This window comes from Paraburkholderia sp. BL17N1 (genome assembly GCF_003634175.1).
Lineage (GTDB): Bacteria > Pseudomonadota > Gammaproteobacteria > Burkholderiales > Burkholderiaceae > Paraburkholderia.
The window spans coordinates 681,314-696,910 of the sequence record NZ_RBIW01000001.1 but is presented as its reverse complement, the minus strand read 5'-3'; the positions used below and the strand labels follow the sequence as shown (position 1 = coordinate 696,910).

Here is a 15,597-nt window from a genome sequence, read left to right as displayed (position 1 = left end):
TGAAAAGCGGCGTCGCGAATTTCGTGACGCCGTTTTTTTTGGTGCTTGTGAATCTCGTCAATATAACGATTGGACGCGAGCCATTCACGCGACTCGACGATGCTCAGGTCACCGCACGCGGCGCCAGCGGCGTTTCCGGCGTCGGGTAGCCGGCTTCCTTGAACGTCTGGATGATCGCGCGATTGGTGTCGAAATAGACCTGCCAATAGTGCTCGTTGTTCGTGTAGGGCCGCACACAAAGCAGGGGGCCTTCCGGCGTGAAGGTCAATACTTCGATGTCCGGCGCGGGACTCTCGGCCACGTTCGGAATCTGTGTGACGGCCGCCTTCAACCGGTTCATCGCGTCAGTCGGATCGACGCCGTTGGCGATCTTCGCCGTCAACTCGACGCGCCGCACCGGGAGAATGCTGTAGTTCGAGATGGTGTCGGAAAAGATCTTGTTATTGCCGACAATGGTTGTCACGTTGTCCGGCGTCACGATGGTCGTGCCGAACAAACCCAACTCCGAAACCGTGCCGGTGACGCCGCCCGCGGTGACGAAATCGCCGACCTTGAACGGCCGCAATACCTGCATGAATACGCCCGCCGCGAAGTGGGCGAGCAGACCGCCCCAGGCAGTGCCGATAGCGAGGCCGAGGCCGGCGAGCAGTGCGGCGAACGACGTCGTCTGGACACCGAACACCTGCAGGATCGCCAAGATCAGCAGCAGGTTCAGCAGTGCGCCCAGAATCGAGCCGAGATAATGCGCCAGCGTGGGATCGACCCGGCCGTTGCGCGCGAGCACTTTGCGCAGTAGTCCGATAATCAGACCGATGAGCCACCGGCCGACGATCCAAAGGACGATTGCTCCGACAACCTTGGTGCCGAGGTCGATGCCTCGGGTCATGATGAACACGCGTACGGTTTCGAGATCCAAGATGTTCCTCGTTGGGTGAGTTGCCTTCGACTGATTGAACTGCGGTGGTGCAATACAGCGGCAAATGCCCGGCGACGGGCGCAAACGGTAACTCAGGTAACACTCGGTCTTCGGACGTTATAGGCGACGGCGCGGGCATCCGCAAGGACCGTTCCAGTGGCTCATATGGCGTGTCAGGCGGGAAAGGCAGTCACTTCGGCGGACGCGCTTGAAGCGATGACGCTTGTCGTGCCTACATCGGCAGATTCGATTTCGAATACGGTGAAGTGTGGATGACGAGCGGCTTGTCGACGCTGACTTTCGCGCGGCGGGCAGCGCGACGCCAGGTGAGAGCCGCGATGATCGCGAGCAGGTATGCGCCGCTGCGCTCGAAAAACGCAGTCGATGTGCTGAACTGACCGTAGCGGCTCTGCGAATCGGCGAACACTAAAAAGGTCAGCGCGGCATCGAGCAGGAATGCGGCCGATGCCAGCGCGGCGAATATATGCGAGCCATTGAGTGACGCACCTGGGGCGAAGCGGTTGCACAGGTGACAGACGGCCAGCACGAAGGTAAGCAGAGCCAGGTTCGAGAACAGATCGAACAGAAAATTAGTCATATGGGTGAAATGAAAGCGCAGGGGGCTGCGGCGTTGCCAAAGCGTCTGCTCACGCAGAGTCGCAGCGTGTTTCGCTCGACCGGCGGCGATCATTGCACGTCTTTATGTCTCAATAAATGTTCAGTTCGGAGTCCGTTGTTTCCTGTCTGTGGCAATAGCGTTGGCGCGGGAAAACGCCGGTCGTGTTGTGAGAAATGGTGGTGAGTGTTGCGGGAAAAGTCCGCAGTTAGATCGGTGAATATATGTAGCTGTGTTATGAATTTTGCGAGCGGTCTTGCGGGATTGCATTGCGCAATCCGAGCCGCAAAAAGAAAAGGGCTCGCACGCTAATGCGTGCAAGCCCTTGAATCTTTTGGTAGGCCGTACGGGATTCGAACCTGTGACCAACGGATTAAAAGTCCGCTGCTCTACCAGCTGAGCTAACGACCCAAAAGAGAAGCGAAATTATAGCGATAGCTTCGGCGCGCTGTCAACCCATCGCACCGATCCGCATTTCAAATAGTGAAAAGCCCGGGCAGACCGCCCGGGCTTTTCAGCGAGAGGCGCGCGTGGCTATGGCGTCGGTCACTGCGCGTTACTGCTAACTACTCGAGCAATACTACACAACTACTTGATCTGCGACAGCTTGCTCTGTGCCGACTGCGCGACGTCGGAGCCGCCGTATTGCGCGACGATCTGCTCCAGCGTCTTCTTGGCCGCAGCCTTCTGACCTTGCTCGAGCTGATTGTTAGCAATGGCCAGCAGCGCTTCCGGCGCCCGCGGATGCTGCGGATATTTCTGCACCACACCCTGCCAGGTTGCCGTCGAACCCTTGTAGTCGCGCAGTGCATACAGCGCGTTGCCGAGCCAGTACTGCGCGGTCGGCTGGTATGGGCTGTTCGGGAACTTGGAGATGAAAGCGCGGAACGATGCCGCCGCATTCTTGAAGTCGCCGTTGCGGAATTGCTGTGAAGCCGCGTTGAACGAATCGGTCTCACCCGGCTGCACCTCGCCCTGGACGCCGTCCACCGTCTGCTGCTGCGGCTCGAATTTCTTCAGGCGCGTGTCCAGATCGGTGTAGTAGTCCTTCTGCTGCTTCTGCACGGTGGCGAGCTGGTTGGCCATATCCTCGTTCTGCCCACGCAGCGTCGCGACCTGCTGATTCAACTGGTCGAGACGGTTGGACTGATCGAGGATGGTGCGCTGCGCGGCCGACAACTGACTCGACAGGCTATCGGTCTTCGAACGCAGATCGAGAATAGCCTGACGGGCCTGATCGTCGTCGAAGATGCCCGCATGCGCGGGCACGGCCGCGAAGGCCGTGCCCGCGACGCAGGCCGCTGCGGCAAAGCGCAGCCAGGAGAAACGATGCGTCATTCGGCTCATCACCCGTTACTTACTGTTGGTACACGAGGTCGGCGCGGCGGTTTTGTGCCCACGACGATTCGTCATGACCCGTAGCTTGCGGCTTTTCCTTGCCGAGGCTCACGGCTTCCATTTGCGAGTCCGTCACGCCCATCAGCGACAGTGAACGGCGCACAGCTTCAGCACGCTTCTGGCCGAGTGCCAGGTTGTACTCGCTGGTGCCGCGTTCGTCGGTGTTGCCCTGGATCAGGACGTGGCGTTGCGGATGGCTCTTCAGGTATTGCGCGTGTTGTTGCAGCAGCGATTGATAGTCGTCCTTGACCGAGTAGCTGTCGAAGTCGAAGTAGATGCTGCGCTTGGCCAGCGGGCTGTTCGGGTCGTTCAGCGGGTCGACATTGACCGTTGCGACATCGTTCGGGTTCGGCTGCGCCGAAACCGTACCACCCTTGTTAGCGTTTTCATCGAGCTTGACGCCCGAGTGACATGCTGCCAGTGCACCGACCATCAATACGGCGAAAGCGAAGCGAAGTTTTGACATCATTTGAGTACTCTCCTTGTGTTATTGCATCAACGTTATTGCATAAACGGGCCCCAGGATGGCTCGCGTACGCTGCCACCCTGAACGGACAGGACCTGCCGAGTGCGACCGTCGGTCGATACTGCGGCCAACACGCCACGGCCGTTCACCTGTGTGGCGTAAAGAATGTACTGACCGTTCGCCGCGAAGCTCGGCGATTCGTCATGTGTCGTGTCCGTCAGTCCTGTGGCGGTGTTGCCTTGCAGGTCCTGAATGTAGAGCTTGAACCCGCCGCCGACGCGCGAGATATAAGCGAGCTGTTTGCCGTCCGGGCTCACGCGCGGGCTGGTGTTGTAGCTGCCCGTGAACGTGACGCGTTGCGCGGCGCCGGCGTTTTCACCTTGCGCCGACATCTTGTAGATCTGCGGCTGGCCGCCACGGTCGCTAGTGAAATAGATCGACTGGCCGTCGGGCGAGAAGCACGGTTCGGTGTCGATCGAGCTGCCTTGCGTGAGACGGCGCAGGCCACTGCCGTCCGCGTTGACGGCGAAAATCTGCGTGTTGCCGGTGCGCGAGAGCGCGACGGCCAGCGTGCGTCCGTCCGGCGACCATGCCGGCGCACTGTTGTTACCCTTCTGGTCCGACACGACGATACGGCGGCCCGTAGGCAGATCGTGGATGTAGACGATCGGCTTCTTCTTTTCAAACGAGACGTAAGCGACCTTGGTGCCGTCAGGCGACCATGCAGGCGAGATGATCGGCTCGGGGCTCGAGAGCGCGATATGCGCGTCCTGGCCGTCCGAATCGGAAATCTGCAATTGATAACGGCCGCCCGTCTTGATGACGTACGACAGGCGCGTGGCGAACACGCCGCGACCGCCCATCAGCTTCGCGTAGATGTAGTCCGCGACCTTGTGCGCGCTCATGCGCAGGCCGCTTTCCGGGCTCACCAGCACGAGGCCGCCGAGGCTTTCGCCCTTGACGGTGTCGTACAGCTTGAAGCGCACTTCGTACTGGCCGTTTGGCAGACGGTTCACGCTGCCCGACACGAACGCGTTCGCTCCCTTGGCCTTCCAGCTGCCGAGGTCGACGGAATCCGTTTCGGCGACCGGCGTGGAGCCCGCGTCGATGTTCGTGAATTTGCCGCTGCGTTGGAGATCCTGACGCACGATCGTGCTGACTTGCTGCGGCGAGTTCGCTTCATTGGCAAAGTTTGCCGTTGCGATTGGAAACTGGGTGGACCCGACGCCTGTCACGAGGACGTTAAGTTGTGCGTGAGCGGCGCCGCCAACGGCGATCAGGCACGACGCTACAAGTGTCCGCAGGCCTAGCTTGGTCATCAAACTCATGCTGTATGGTTTCCCCAAAAACGGTTTACTAACACTTCAAGACAGCAGACAGACCCGAAAAGAACTAATTCGTTCCCGAGCGCGCCCCGGTGGGCAGGGCGCAGAGTCTGCTGTCAACTGACTGTCAAACTACTGTGAATCAACCGGCCGGGCGCAACGTAATCAGGAAGCTCGACGGCGTCTTGCCATTGATGTCCTGAGGCATCGGATCAGTACGCTGAACCGCTCGTAGCGCGGCGTCGTCCCACGCAGCGTTGCCACTGCTACGCGAAACCGTGGCACCCAGCAAGGTGCCCGTCGGTGAGCAGCGCACGGAGACCACCGTCTCCAGACCGCTCGTTTCGCCGCCCCACGAGATATTCGGGCGCACGGCACGCCGCACCTTGTCGGAGTACCCAGGCGATGTCGCCGTGCCACCCGAGCCGCTGCCCGTGCCGCTCTTGCCAAGCCCGTCGCTGGTGGTCGAGCCGGTGCCACCGGTCGCGAGGCCTTGCATTTGCGCGAGTCGTGCGCGACGTTCGGCATCCAGCTTCTTCGCTTGCGCCGCGGCGTCGGCTTGTGCCTTGGCCTTCGCGGCTTTCTGCGCGTCGGCTTTCTTCTGCGCTTCAGCCTCGGCCTGCTTCTGCTGTTCCTGCTGCTGCTCTTTCAGCTGCTGTTCTTTCAACTGCTGCTGCTTTTGCTGCTCAGCCAATTGCTGTTGCTTCTGCTTGTCGGCCTGCTGTTGCTGCTGCTTCTGTTTGGCCGCCGCAGCTTTCTGCGCGGCGAGTTGCGCCGCCTGCTCCGCAGCGAGTTGTTGCTGGCGCTTTGCCTCGGCTTCCTGCTGCGCCTGCAGTTTCTGCTGACGTTGCTGTTCAGCCAACTGCGCCTCGCGAGCCGCTTCCTGCTGCTGACGTTTCTTTTCCTGCAGCGCGATGTCGGCCTGTTCGTCTCGCACCGGGGGGGCGGGGGCCACGGGCACGGGCACGGGCGGCGGCACGGGACGCGGAATCGCGGTATCCGGCACTTCTGTCCACAGCTCAGCTTCCGCGCCTTCGGGCGTACTGTTTTGCCACTGAATACCGTGGTACAGGAAGAACCCGAGCAGCGCGTGCATCACCAGCGCGAATGCAAAGGCTCGCCCGGTGCCGCGTTCACGCGGTGGCTGGAGCGGGTATTCGGAATTCTTGCGGATCATTGCGATTTGACGAGCAATCCAACGCGCTTGACGCCGCGAGCTTTCAGTTCGGACATCACGTTCATGACGACTTCGTACTTGACGGTCTTGTCGGCGGCGATCACGACGGGCTGGTCAGGATGCGATTGCGCGCGATCGGCGATGAAGCCGTTCAGATCCGCTTTCGTCATGTTCTCCTGCTGCTGCGCGCCCGAATCGTCCTTGTACTTGACGCTCATGTTGCCGTCCGCGCGAATGTTGACGATCACGGGCGGCGTTTGCTGTTGCGGCGCGGCGCCGCCGACGGTCGGCAGATTGACGATCGACGGGGCCACGAGCGGCGCGGTCACCATGAAGATCACGAGCAGCACGAGCATCACGTCGATGTACGGCACGACGTTGATGTCGGCCATCGCGCGGCGCGAGCGGCTGCCGCGCATGCTGGAGGAGCGAGAGCCTGCCATCGTGGACTCCTTACTGTGCCTGACGCTGCAGGATGTTCGAGAACTCTTCGATGAAGGTTTCGAAGCGGATTGCCAGGCGGTCGATATCGTGCGCGTAGCGGTTGTAGGCAACCACGGCCGGAATCGCGGCGAACAGGCCGATCGCGGTGGCGGTCAGCGCTTCGGCAATGCCCGGCGCGACGTTGGCGAGCGTGGCCTGCTGCACGTTGGCGAGGCCGCGGAACGCATTCATGATCCCCCACACCGTGCCGAACAGACCGATATACGGGCTGACCGAACCGACCGACGCGAGAAACGCGAGATTGGCTTCGAGCACGTCCATTTCACGCTGGAACGCGGCACGCATGGCGCGCCGTGCGCCGTCGAGAATCGCGCCCGGATCGTTCAGGCGCTTTTCCTTGCCCTTCAGAAATTCGCGCATGCCTGACTCGAAAATCCGTTCCAGTGCTCCGATGGTGTGCCGGTTGTTCGCGGCGCTTTGATAAAGCGCCTGCAGGTCGCCGCCCGACCAGAAATCGCGTTCGAAACGCTCAGTTTGCGCCCGCGCCCGGCGGATCGCAAACCACTTGCGGAAGATGAAAGTCCACGACAGCAGCGACAGCAACAGCAGCAGAGCCATGACAGCCTGCGCCAGCAGGCTTGCGTTGAGTACGAGTGAAACGATCGACAGATCTTGTGTAGTGTTCATAAAGGTTCGTTTTAACGTCCCGGAAGGGGGCGTCCGGCTGCAAGGCCACTCGAAGCTTGCCGTGAGCAAAACGGAAGCATCGGCGATATTGCAAGCCGAACGATGCTTTGTGTTGCTTGATCGTTACGAGTTCACTGGCCCCATAACAACGGGGTTCAGTCTTTATCCGTTGACACGCCGGGCTCGCTCGCGCCCGGCCCACGCCGCAAGGCAGCGAGAACCGGCGAAGGAATCGCGGTCGGCCGCAGCGCAATGCGGTCCACGCAGCCGACCCGGATGGAACCGGTAGCAAGCAGCGTGCCGTCCCGCCTCGCTTCCTGCGCGAAATCGACCGACGCTCTGCCGAGCCGCTCGATCCGGCTGACCACGTTGACCATGTCGTCTAGCCGGGCCGGCGCCCGATAATCGACCGCCGTGCTGCGGACGATGAAAATCGCGCCCGCTTCGTCGGCGAGCCGATTCTGGTCGACACCGCACGCGCGCAGCCACTCGGTGCGCGCACGTTCGAAAAATTTCAGGTAATTCGCGTAAAACACGATGCCGCCGGCGTCGGTATCTTCGTAGTACACGCGGATTGGCCACGTGTAGCCGATTTCCTCGCCGGGCTGGCTGGTCGACATATTCATGCGGCGCATTTTACCGGAACGCACACCCGCAGGTCTGTTTCAAGATGTGCGCCCCGTCCTGCAAGCTTCAGCCGGGATTTCAGCCGCGATGGACGGACAACGCGGAGAACGATTGCGCCACCGGCATCAGTTCGATCGTGTTGATGTTAACGTGCGCCGGGCGCGTGGCGATCCAGTAGATCGAGTCGGCGATGTCTTCAGGCGTCAGCGGCTGCACGTTTTCGTACATTTTGCCGGCCTTAGCGTCGTCGCCGCGAAAACGCACGTTCGAGAACTCGGTGCCGCCGCACAGGCCCGGCTCGACGTTCGTCACCCGCAGTGCGGTGCCGGCGACATCGGCGCGCAGATTGAGGCTGAACTGATGCACGAACGCCTTGGTGGCCCCGTAGACGTTGCCGCCCGCATACGGCCAGCTGCCGGCTGCCGAGCCGAGATTGAAAATGTGGCCGCGATTGCGCTCCACCATGCCGGGCAGGAGGGCATGCGTGACTTGAACGAGCCCGGTGCAATTGGTCTCGATCATGGTGTTCCATTCGTCGAGATTCGCTTTCTGCGCCGGTTCGATGCCGAGCGCGAGGCCGGCATTGTTGACCAGCACGTCGACGGCGGCGAAATCGGCCGGCAGCGAGGCCGGCACGGCTTCGACGGCGGCGCGGTCGCGCACGTCGAGCTCGTACGGCAAAAGCGCGTCGCCGAGTTCGTCGGCGAGTCCTTGCAGGCGGTCCTTGCGGCGAGCAGTGGCGACGACGCGATGGCCGCCTTTGACGAAGGCGCGAGCGATGGCGGCGCCGAATCCCGCGGACGCTCCGGTGACGAACACAATCATTGCAGTGGTTCCCAGGCTGGTAGGAGAGAAAGGCCCCAAGCCTACTTCCATTGCGGCGCTGCGGCAAGGATGAACCAGCCGTACGAGAGGCTGCGGCAAGGACGCGCCGCGAGTCTCTGCAGGTTTTTCCTCAGACGTTTGCGCGCCGCATGAGACGGCTCTGGAGCCCGCCCGGCGGGCACCCGCAGGAGTGGCCGGAACCCGGTTGCCTATTCGATCCGCTTCCAATAAACTAACGCGCTCATCCCTGCGTGACTGGCGATAGAACCGGTTCAAGCAATCGGGTTCAAGGTGGAACAACCCACCGTGAAGCGCGGGGTGCCGTTTTGCCGTTCGCCTGGGCAGCCGTGATCCGCGCGCATTGATCTGCGCTGACGGTGGCTGCCCTGCCTCGCGTGTGCGGCGACTCTCCATCCGCCACGTCAGGGCTGGCCCAGCCGCCAGCAGCGCTGCGTACCCTCTACGCAAGATTCGGCGCACGATCCGGTCAACCTGAACACATTCAACGGAATCCGTATGTTTGACAGAGCCCAAAGCACCATCGCCAACGTCGATCCTGAACTCTGGAAGGTCATCGAGCAGGAAAACCGCCGTCAGGAAGAGCATATCGAACTGATCGCGTCGGAAAACTACACGAGCCCGGCTGTCATGGCTGCACAAGGCTCGCAACTCACGAACAAGTACGCTGAAGGGTATCCGGGCAAGCGCTATTATGGCGGCTGCGAGTACGTCGACGTCGCCGAGCAGCTCGCGATCGACCGCGTGAAGCAACTGTTCGGCGCCGAAGCCGCGAACGTGCAGCCGAACTCCGGCTCGCAGGCCAACCAGGGCGTGTTTTTCGCCATGCTCAAGCCGGGCGACACGATCATGGGCATGAGCCTCGCGCACGGTGGCCACCTTACGCACGGTTCGCCGGTCAACATGTCGGGCAAGTGGTTCAACGTGGTCAGCTATGGCCTGAACGAAGCCGAAGACATCGACTACGACGCCGCGGAGAAACTCGCTCAGGAACACAAGCCGAAGCTGATCGTGGCAGGGGCGTCCGCGTTCTCGCTGCGTATCGATTTCGAACGCATGTCGAAAATCGCCAAGTCGGTCGGCGCGTACTTCATGGTCGACATGGCGCATTACGCCGGTCTGATCGCCGCGGGCGTTTATCCGAACCCCGTGCCGCACGCCGATTTTGTCACCACCACCACGCACAAGAGCCTGCGTGGCCCGCGCGGCGGCGTGATTCTGATGAAGGCCGAGTTCGAAAAACAGATCAACTCGGCAATTTTCCCCGGCATTCAAGGCGGTCCGCTGATGCATGTGATCGCCGGCAAGGCCGTCGCGTTCAAGGAAGCCCTGTCGCCGGAATTCAAGGCATATCAGCAGCAAGTCGTCGAAAACGCGCGCGTGCTGGCTGAGACGCTGGTCAAGCGCGGTCTGCGCATCGTGTCGGGCCGCACTGAAAGCCACGTCATGCTCGTCGACCTGCGTGCGAAGAAGATCACCGGCAAGGCTGCAGAAGCCGCGCTGGGCGCTGCTCACATCACGGTCAACAAGAACGCGATCCCGAACGATCCGGAAAAACCGTTCGTGACGAGCGGCGTGCGCCTCGGCTCGCCGGCCATGACCACGCGCGGTTTCGGCGTCAAGGAAGCGGAGCAGGTGGGTAACCTGATCGCCGACGTGCTCGACAATCCAGAAGACGCCGCCACGATCGAACGCGTGCGCGGGCAAGTCGCTGAGCTGACGCAGCGCTTTCCTGTTTACCGCTAAGCCGCCATGCATTGCCCCTTCTGCCGTCACGCCGATACGCAGGTCGTCGACTCGCGCGTATCCGAAGACGGCGCGACGATTCGCCGGCGCCGCCGCTGCCCGGCCTGCGACAAACGTTTTACGACGTATGAGCGGGTCGAGCTGGCGTTGCCGTCGGTCGTCAAGAAGGATGGTAGCCGTACTGAATTCGACCGCCGCAAGATCGTCGCGAGCATGCAACTGGCGCTGCGCAAGCGCCCGGTGGCAGCGGACGCGATCGACGCCGCGGTTGCCCGCATCGAATATCTGTTGCTCGGCAGCGGCGAGCGCGAAGTGCGCAGCGAGCGCCTCGGCGAACTCGTGATGAATGAATTGCGTGCGCTCGATACCATTGCCTACGTTCGTTTTGCTTCCGTCTACCGGCGCTTTGAAGACGTCTCCGAATTCGAAGACGTGATCGAAGAATTTCGCCGCGCGTCTTCTCCTCCCAAGCCTTCCCGCAAGCGCTGAACGCAGTCGCATCGCGCGTTGCGTTTGGACCGCCGTTCTGTTCCGCGTTGTTTCGCGCATCCGTATCTCCCGCTGCCGTAATGGTTCGTCGCGTGCATTTTTGCGCGGACTAGCGTCTGAGTGCCACCTAGCCGTTCGGCCGATTGTTGGACGATTTGCAAACGGCTAGATTGGCTGCATTCTTCGAATCGATCAGGGATGCAGATGAATCGGAATGCAGTCCGTCCGCCGCGATATCGTGGCTTCACGCTTGTCGAAACGCTGGCTGTTATCGCGCTGCTGGCCGTGGTCGCTGTGATGGCCACGCCGTCATTCGTATCGTGGCACGTGCGAGACCAGGTCGACGCCCGCGCGAAGGCGCTTGCCTCGACGCTCGCTTATGCACGCAGTGAAGCGTTACGCCGAGGCGCACGAGTCACCGTATGCCGCACCGACGCCGCGCGGCATTGTCTTGCCGCGGGGCAACCGTGCGGTAACGGCGTCGCTGACTGGTCGTGCGGTTGGGCCGTGCTGGCCGAACGAGGCGGCACGCTATCGCTATTGCGTGCGCAACCTCTGTTGGCGGCCGTGAGCATCGCCGGCACGCAGACGAATCTCACGTTCACGCCGCCGGCGGGCCAATTGATCGGCACCTTCCGCAGTTTCGATATTGCGCCGCGTGCACCGTCGAAGGCGACACAAGGAGACAAGTGGCGCCGCTGCATTCGCATTGCGGCGGGCGGCCGCGCGCGGATCGTTGAGGGCGCATGCGGAGCCGCGTCATGAGCCAATATTCGCGGAGTCCGCACTCGCGCTGCCGCGAGTCCAGGTGGGTCGGCAGTTCATTGATCGAAGTCATGCTGGCTGTCGCGTTGATTGCTGTCACGGCGCTCGGCTTGATCGCCGGCCAGTTGTGGACCGCGCGCGAGGCCCGCGCGATGTCCCTGCGCGAACATGCCGCCTGGATAGCCGATTCCGTCGCGGAGGCCATGTGCGCTCCCGCTTCGGGCGACTCGGCAACCAGACAATGGAGCGCGCGTGCAGCGAAACTTTTGCCGCATGGCGAAGCCTCGGTGAGTGACATCGCGGGCGTGTCCGCTGCACGCGTGACATGGGCATCACTGCGCGACTTGCCACATTCCGACGACGTGATCGACAAGCCCGCGCCTTGCGGCGGAGTGGATCTGCCCGTGGGCTCTTCATGCGTCGTGCTGGCGTTTGCGCAATGACGCGGCGTTGGAACCCTGCTCACGGCCATACCTTGATCGAATTCGTGATCGCGATGGCGTTGGGGCTGCTGGTGACCGCGGGTGCCGTCTCGCTCTACAGGACGCAGCGGAGCGCATTCGAACGCGCGAGCGATGCGATGCGGATTCGCGAAGCCGGTCTGACTGCGCTGACGCTGATCGGCCCGCAATTGCAAATGGCCGGCTTCGTACCCGCGGACATCGCGCGGTACAGCAGTCCGCCGCCGATGTTCGGATGTTCGGGCGGCCGCCCGGTCGGCGCCGACGATAGCCTCGCCTGCGAGACCTTGCCCAGTCATTCGGATGGTGTCGCGGTCCGTTATGTCGGGGACAACGTCTCCACGTGGGCATCGACCAGCGGGCAAACGACCGACTGTCTCGGTCAGGCCGTCGCTGGCAGCAGCGCCGCGCTCGGCGACCAGGGCGTGCCGGTCGTCAACCGGTACTTCGCGAGGGTCAGCGGTTCGACCGGTGAGCCGGAACTTTACTGCGAGGGTAACGGCAAGCCGGGGTCCGCGCAGCCGCTGGTAGAAGGCATCGAGCGCTTGCGGATCAAGTACTGGCTAGCTGGCGGGCTGACCGCAATCGACGCGTCGGCGGTGACGGCCGATCAATGGGCAAAGATCGTCGCCGTCGATCTTTGCGTGCTCGTACGCGGCATGCCGCAGGGGCAACAGCGTGCGCGCTATGTCGATTGCGATGGCGTAAGTGCTCTCGGTGCGGATTCACGACCGCGCCAGGCGTACTCGCGGCGTGTTGCGATACGCAATCACGTGGAGGATTCGCTGTGACGAAACCACAAAGGGAAAAGCAGCCGTGTCGGACCGAGGGGAAGTGCATGAGACGTCACGGTCAGTCGGCAAACCTGGCAAACCTCAGCCGAACGCGGTGCACCGTGCCGAGCACCGGGCAACGGGGCGTGGTGCTGCCTATCGTCCTGCTGATTTCATCAATGATGCTGGTCACTTCAGCAGCCTGGTTCGAAACGTCGCTGGCGGCTGCGCGCGGCACCATCAACGTTCGCGAGTACTTGCAGGCCTTTCATGCTGCGGATTCGGCGCTGACTTTATGCGCCCGCAGTGTCATCGCCGCTGCAAGCACGCAGTCCGCAGCACCGCTGCCGGTCGCATCCGGCATGCCGGTGCAATGGAAACTCGCAGCAGCATTCGAAGCAGGAGCCGTCACGCCCGTGGCGCAATGGCCAGGATCGCTGCGCGCACCGCAATGTCTGATCGAGGCCTGGCGTCTCGCCACTCGTGCCGATGCGCGGGCGTATTTATTAACTTCGCGCGGTTTCGGCCGCGCCAGCGAATCGCAGGTATGGCTGCAAATGGAACTGGTGGTCGATGGAGAGAAGATCGAACGTCATTGGCGCCGCGTTGCTGCCCGGCCATTTTGACGGAGGCGGCCTAATGAAGTCGCATGCATCCGGATTCACGCTGCTCGAGTTGATGATCACGCTGGCAATCGCCGCCACGCTGGCCGTCTTTGCCGTGCCTTCGTATCGCAGCCATGTTGCGCGAACCCATCGAATCGACGCAGCGTCCGCGCTCTATCGCGCGGCTCAATTCATTGAAGGAGCGGCAAACGACAACGCACCGACATTGCCCCCGGGCCTCGATCAGGCGCCGCAATTCGGCACGGCTGTCTATCACCTGCACGTGCTGCCCGCGGACGATGCAAACGGTGGCTATGCGATCGAGGCAACGCCGAGTGAAGCCGGGCCGATGCACGACGACACGTGCGGCATTTTCACGCTCGATGCGACAGGACTACGTGGCAACAAACCCGCGGCAACCGGTTCGACAGCCGCCAGCGGCGACTGCTGGAATACGAGCTAGCAAACCGAACCGGGCTGAGCTGAACTGAGGCGGAACGCCGCGCGGCGTTTCCCTCAGTCTCGACTATCCGCCGACTCAACCTTGCCGCCTGATGACGCCGCCGAATCCCGCTTCATCTGCTGCCAGATCCGATAGGCTTCCCACGCGGCAAGCCCAACGCTGCCCCATTTGAGCACGGGTTTGGCGCCGGCTACGACGGTTGTGCGCAGCGGCTTGGCAAGCACGATCGAAGCGATCGAGCTGATGAGCGGATACTGTTTGAGGAGGGCGCCGACGCTGCCCGCGTTAAGAAAGCTCGCCTTCGAGCCTTTACCGACGCGCATGCCGCCGAAGCCCGGCAAAATGAATTTGAGCCAACTAAAGTGCGTGACTGCTTGTCGCAACTCGATGGTCGCCTGAGCGAGTTCCATGCGCTCGACATCCGCGCGCACCAGCAGCAACTCCTTGCGCAGTGCGCGCAAATGCGGTGCGCTCAGATCTTTGGCCTGGTGGCGCTTGTTGCGGAACGCGGTATCGGAATGGATCTGGCTCATGGCGTGTCGACGGCAGTGAAGGTTGAGCAACGGAACGGCGCTGCAATTCGCGCAAGGCTGTTAGGCAAGACGCAGAACCAAAGACGCGAGGCGCTATGTCGCACCGTGGCGTCTTCCGGGTCACGGTTTGCGGAACACGTCGCGGTCTTTTTCAAACTCTGCGAGGGTCGCTTCGAACACCATTGGCGCATTGCGCAAACCGCTGCGCGCTTTCAGCGCACAGGCTAGTCCCGCAATCGCGTAGACCGCGGTGATGCCCGCCAGCGCCTGCCAGCGGTAGGTATCCCAGAACGCGATGGCGATCAGCGCAGTCAGCGCGATCAAGGCCATGGTGGCGAGCATCATCGCGGCAAGGCCGAGGAACAGTACGGCGAGCAAACGGTCCTTTTCTTCGGCAAGCTCGATGCCGACCAGTTCCAGCCGCGTCTGCAGAATGGCAAACACGGAACCGATTATGCGGCGCAACGGACTATGTTCTCCGCGCTGCGATTGTGTTTCGATCGTCATGGCTGTGGGCGTTGCGCGTGAAGGTCTAACCGGCGCGCGCGCGCGCCAGAAGAAGCGGACCGGTAAGGCGTGCGCCGGTCAACTCGGTTCGCTGGTGCGCCGGACGAAAACCGCCCGGCGGCATCGCCAGTGTTACTTGCGGTTGATCAATAGCCCAAGCAGCACGCCGGCGCCGGCGGCAATGCCGATGGATGCCCACGGATGCTCGTGCACGTAGTCGTCAGTGGCGCGGGCCGCCTTCTTGCCTTTTTCGACCACCACGACCTGAACGTCGGCCGCCTTTTCCCTCGCTTGTTTCAGGCGCGTCAGCGCCGTTTCCCGCAATTCGGAAGCGCGCTCGCCGGTGGCGCTCGCGGCCTGTTTCAGCAGATCTTCAGCGTCCGCGAGGACGGTTTTGATATCCGACATCAATCTCTCCTTGTTGATTTCCGACATTGACAGCTCCCCTTCGTCTCACGCCACGCGTGAATCGTAACCAAAGAAACGGCCGCTGGCGAGCACAGGGCCCGGTTGGTTGACAAGATCGCACGAACCGTTCCCGCTTGAAGCATAGCCACAAACAACGCCGTCGCCACACAACGTATAGACGAAGTTTGCTTGAGATGGAGTTGATCTGTCCCGCAAAGTTTCCTCCAAATCGGTGAAAATTACAAAAACGCATAAAGTAGTGACGCGATGTTGGTTCGTCATACACCGTCACTCCCGTATGCTTTATCGTTGCGGGGCGCCGCGCGTGAACGCTCGCGCGGCAATGTC

20 protein-coding genes, 1 tRNA gene and 1 riboswitch are annotated in these 15,597 nt (G+C 62.0%); of the genes, 7 read left to right on the top strand and 14 right to left on the bottom strand.

Features of this window, described 5'->3' with window-relative positions:
* Window positions 1–103: 103 nt before the first annotated feature.
* The 11 genes from B0G82_RS03015 to ydfG form a co-directional block, all read right to left on the bottom strand.
* The gene (locus B0G82_RS03015) at window positions 104–916 is read right to left on the bottom strand and encodes a mechanosensitive ion channel family protein (protein ID WP_106284477.1); all 813 of its coding nucleotides are present in this window, start codon (window positions 914–916) and stop codon (window positions 104–106) included.
* Between the two features lie 232 nt (window positions 917–1,148).
* Window positions 1,149–1,607 (bottom strand): hypothetical protein, encoded by a 459-nt coding sequence (locus tag B0G82_RS03010; RefSeq protein ID WP_309546259.1) that lies wholly within the window; start codon window positions 1,605–1,607, stop codon window positions 1,149–1,151.
* A 260-nt stretch (window positions 1,608–1,867) separates the two neighbouring features.
* Window positions 1,868–1,943, bottom strand: a tRNA-Lys gene (locus B0G82_RS03005).
* Between the two features lie 177 nt (window positions 1,944–2,120).
* Entirely contained in the window at window positions 2,121–2,870 is a 750-nt protein-coding gene (gene ybgF / locus B0G82_RS03000) for a tol-pal system protein YbgF (protein ID WP_106284476.1), read from the bottom strand.
* 19 nt (window positions 2,871–2,889) lie between these two features.
* On the bottom strand, window positions 2,890–3,399 hold the full coding sequence (pal, locus tag B0G82_RS02995) for a peptidoglycan-associated lipoprotein Pal (RefSeq protein ID WP_012431817.1): 510 nt from the start codon (window positions 3,397–3,399) through the stop codon (window positions 2,890–2,892).
* A 32-nt stretch (window positions 3,400–3,431) separates the two neighbouring features.
* Entirely contained in the window at window positions 3,432–4,724 is a 1,293-nt protein-coding gene (gene tolB / locus B0G82_RS02990; RefSeq protein WP_106284475.1) for a Tol-Pal system beta propeller repeat protein TolB, read from the bottom strand.
* Window positions 4,725–4,863: 139 nt separating this feature from the next.
* The gene (gene tolA / locus B0G82_RS02985) at window positions 4,864–5,898 is read right to left on the bottom strand and encodes a cell envelope integrity protein TolA (RefSeq protein ID WP_121306609.1); all 1,035 of its coding nucleotides are present in this window, start codon (window positions 5,896–5,898) and stop codon (window positions 4,864–4,866) included.
* Window positions 5,895–6,341: a protein TolR gene (gene tolR, locus B0G82_RS02980; RefSeq protein ID WP_012431820.1), complete on the bottom strand. Its 447-nt coding sequence runs from the start codon at window positions 6,339–6,341 to the stop codon at window positions 5,895–5,897. The genes tolA and tolR overlap by 4 nt, the downstream gene beginning before the upstream one ends.
* A gap of 10 nt (window positions 6,342–6,351) precedes the next feature.
* A complete protein-coding gene (gene tolQ, locus B0G82_RS02975) occupies window positions 6,352–7,029 on the bottom strand; it encodes a protein TolQ (RefSeq protein ID WP_007179119.1) in 678 nt (225 codons plus the stop codon).
* A 155-nt stretch (window positions 7,030–7,184) separates the two neighbouring features.
* Window positions 7,185–7,664, bottom strand: coding sequence for a tol-pal system-associated acyl-CoA thioesterase (gene ybgC / locus B0G82_RS02970; RefSeq protein ID WP_121306608.1), 480 nt, complete (start codon window positions 7,662–7,664; stop codon window positions 7,185–7,187).
* A gap of 70 nt (window positions 7,665–7,734) precedes the next feature.
* Complete coding sequence (gene ydfG, locus B0G82_RS02965) at window positions 7,735–8,481, bottom strand: bifunctional NADP-dependent 3-hydroxy acid dehydrogenase/3-hydroxypropionate dehydrogenase YdfG (RefSeq protein ID WP_121308597.1); 747 nt, start codon at window positions 8,479–8,481, stop codon at window positions 7,735–7,737.
* A gap of 241 nt (window positions 8,482–8,722) precedes the next feature.
* A riboswitch (ZMP/ZTP riboswitch) is annotated at window positions 8,723–8,831 on the top strand.
* 166 nt (window positions 8,832–8,997) lie between these two features.
* Here ydfG and glyA point away from each other — a divergent pair.
* From glyA to B0G82_RS02930, 7 genes are all read left to right on the top strand, one after another.
* Window positions 8,998–10,245: a serine hydroxymethyltransferase gene (glyA, locus tag B0G82_RS02960; protein WP_012431824.1), complete on the top strand. Its 1,248-nt coding sequence runs from the start codon at window positions 8,998–9,000 to the stop codon at window positions 10,243–10,245.
* A gap of 6 nt (window positions 10,246–10,251) precedes the next feature.
* Window positions 10,252–10,734 carry a transcriptional regulator NrdR gene (gene nrdR / locus B0G82_RS02955; protein WP_012431825.1) on the top strand — a complete coding sequence of 161 codons (483 nt, stop codon included), beginning with the start codon at window positions 10,252–10,254 and terminating at the stop codon, window positions 10,732–10,734.
* Between the two features lie 198 nt (window positions 10,735–10,932).
* Window positions 10,933–11,499: a GspH/FimT family pseudopilin gene (locus tag B0G82_RS02950; protein ID WP_121306607.1), complete on the top strand. Its 567-nt coding sequence runs from the start codon at window positions 10,933–10,935 to the stop codon at window positions 11,497–11,499.
* Window positions 11,496–11,942, top strand: a complete 447-nt coding sequence (locus B0G82_RS02945; protein WP_121306606.1) for a hypothetical protein — start codon at window positions 11,496–11,498, stop codon at window positions 11,940–11,942. Before B0G82_RS02950 ends, B0G82_RS02945 begins: the two co-directional genes overlap by 4 nt.
* Entirely contained in the window at window positions 11,939–12,751 is an 813-nt protein-coding gene (locus tag B0G82_RS02940; protein WP_121306605.1) for a PilW family protein, read from the top strand. Before B0G82_RS02945 ends, B0G82_RS02940 begins: the two co-directional genes overlap by 4 nt.
* Window positions 12,752–12,912: 161 nt before the next feature.
* A complete protein-coding gene (locus B0G82_RS02935) occupies window positions 12,913–13,359 on the top strand; it encodes a pilus assembly protein (protein WP_199730118.1) in 447 nt (148 codons plus the stop codon).
* A 13-nt stretch (window positions 13,360–13,372) separates the two neighbouring features.
* Complete coding sequence (locus B0G82_RS02930; RefSeq protein WP_121306604.1) at window positions 13,373–13,801, top strand: type IV pilin protein; 429 nt, start codon at window positions 13,373–13,375, stop codon at window positions 13,799–13,801.
* A gap of 53 nt (window positions 13,802–13,854) precedes the next feature.
* Here B0G82_RS02930 and B0G82_RS02925 read toward each other — a convergent pair whose 3' ends face one another.
* The 3 genes from B0G82_RS02925 to B0G82_RS02915 all read right to left on the bottom strand — a co-directional run bounded on the left by B0G82_RS02925 (window position 13,855) and on the right by B0G82_RS02915 (window position 15,276).
* Window positions 13,855–14,334 (bottom strand): DUF3318 domain-containing protein, encoded by a 480-nt coding sequence (locus B0G82_RS02925; RefSeq protein WP_116119027.1) that lies wholly within the window; start codon window positions 14,332–14,334, stop codon window positions 13,855–13,857.
* A gap of 120 nt (window positions 14,335–14,454) precedes the next feature.
* Window positions 14,455–14,841 (bottom strand): phage holin family protein, encoded by a 387-nt coding sequence (locus B0G82_RS02920; protein ID WP_106284466.1) that lies wholly within the window; start codon window positions 14,839–14,841, stop codon window positions 14,455–14,457.
* A 132-nt stretch (window positions 14,842–14,973) separates the two neighbouring features.
* Window positions 14,974–15,276, bottom strand: coding sequence for a DUF883 family protein (locus B0G82_RS02915; RefSeq protein ID WP_011486909.1), 303 nt, complete (start codon window positions 15,274–15,276; stop codon window positions 14,974–14,976).
* Window positions 15,277–15,597 lie beyond the last annotated feature (321 nt).

Bases quoted from the DNA above. Each gene is read 5' to 3' on its own strand.
- B0G82_RS02940 (WP_121306605.1), top strand. From the start codon at position 11,939: ATGACGCGGCGTTGGAACCCTGCTCACGGCCATACCTTGATCGAATTC.
- B0G82_RS03010 (WP_309546259.1), bottom strand. From the start codon at position 1,607: ATGATCGCCGCCGGTCGAGCGAAACACGCTGCGACTCTGCGTGAGCAG.
- tolR (WP_012431820.1), bottom strand. From the start codon at position 6,341: ATGGCAGGCTCTCGCTCCTCCAGCATGCGCGGCAGCCGCTCGCGCCGC.
- nrdR (WP_012431825.1), top strand. From the start codon at position 10,252: ATGCATTGCCCCTTCTGCCGTCACGCCGATACGCAGGTCGTCGACTCG.
- tolQ (WP_007179119.1), bottom strand. From the start codon at position 7,029: ATGAACACTACACAAGATCTGTCGATCGTTTCACTCGTACTCAACGCA.
- tolA (WP_121306609.1), bottom strand. From the start codon at position 5,898: ATGATCCGCAAGAATTCCGAATACCCGCTCCAGCCACCGCGTGAACGC.
- pal (WP_012431817.1), bottom strand. From the start codon at position 3,399: ATGATGTCAAAACTTCGCTTCGCTTTCGCCGTATTGATGGTCGGTGCA.
- B0G82_RS02950 (WP_121306607.1), top strand. From the start codon at position 10,933: ATGCAGATGAATCGGAATGCAGTCCGTCCGCCGCGATATCGTGGCTTC.
- B0G82_RS02930 (WP_121306604.1), top strand. From the start codon at position 13,373: ATGAAGTCGCATGCATCCGGATTCACGCTGCTCGAGTTGATGATCACG.
- ybgF (WP_106284476.1), bottom strand. From the start codon at position 2,870: ATGACGCATCGTTTCTCCTGGCTGCGCTTTGCCGCAGCGGCCTGCGTC.
- ybgC (WP_121306608.1), bottom strand. From the start codon at position 7,664: ATGCGCCGCATGAATATGTCGACCAGCCAGCCCGGCGAGGAAATCGGC.
- B0G82_RS02925 (WP_116119027.1), bottom strand. From the start codon at position 14,334: ATGAGCCAGATCCATTCCGATACCGCGTTCCGCAACAAGCGCCACCAG.
- tolB (WP_106284475.1), bottom strand. From the start codon at position 4,724: ATGAGTTTGATGACCAAGCTAGGCCTGCGGACACTTGTAGCGTCGTGC.
- B0G82_RS02920 (WP_106284466.1), bottom strand. From the start codon at position 14,841: ATGACGATCGAAACACAATCGCAGCGCGGAGAACATAGTCCGTTGCGC.
- ydfG (WP_121308597.1), bottom strand. From the start codon at position 8,481: ATGATTGTGTTCGTCACCGGAGCGTCCGCGGGATTCGGCGCCGCCATC.
- B0G82_RS02915 (WP_011486909.1), bottom strand. From the start codon at position 15,276: ATGTCGGAAATCAACAAGGAGAGATTGATGTCGGATATCAAAACCGTC.
- glyA (WP_012431824.1), top strand. From the start codon at position 8,998: ATGTTTGACAGAGCCCAAAGCACCATCGCCAACGTCGATCCTGAACTC.
- B0G82_RS02945 (WP_121306606.1), top strand. From the start codon at position 11,496: ATGAGCCAATATTCGCGGAGTCCGCACTCGCGCTGCCGCGAGTCCAGG.
- B0G82_RS02935 (WP_199730118.1), top strand. From the start codon at position 12,913: ATGATGCTGGTCACTTCAGCAGCCTGGTTCGAAACGTCGCTGGCGGCT.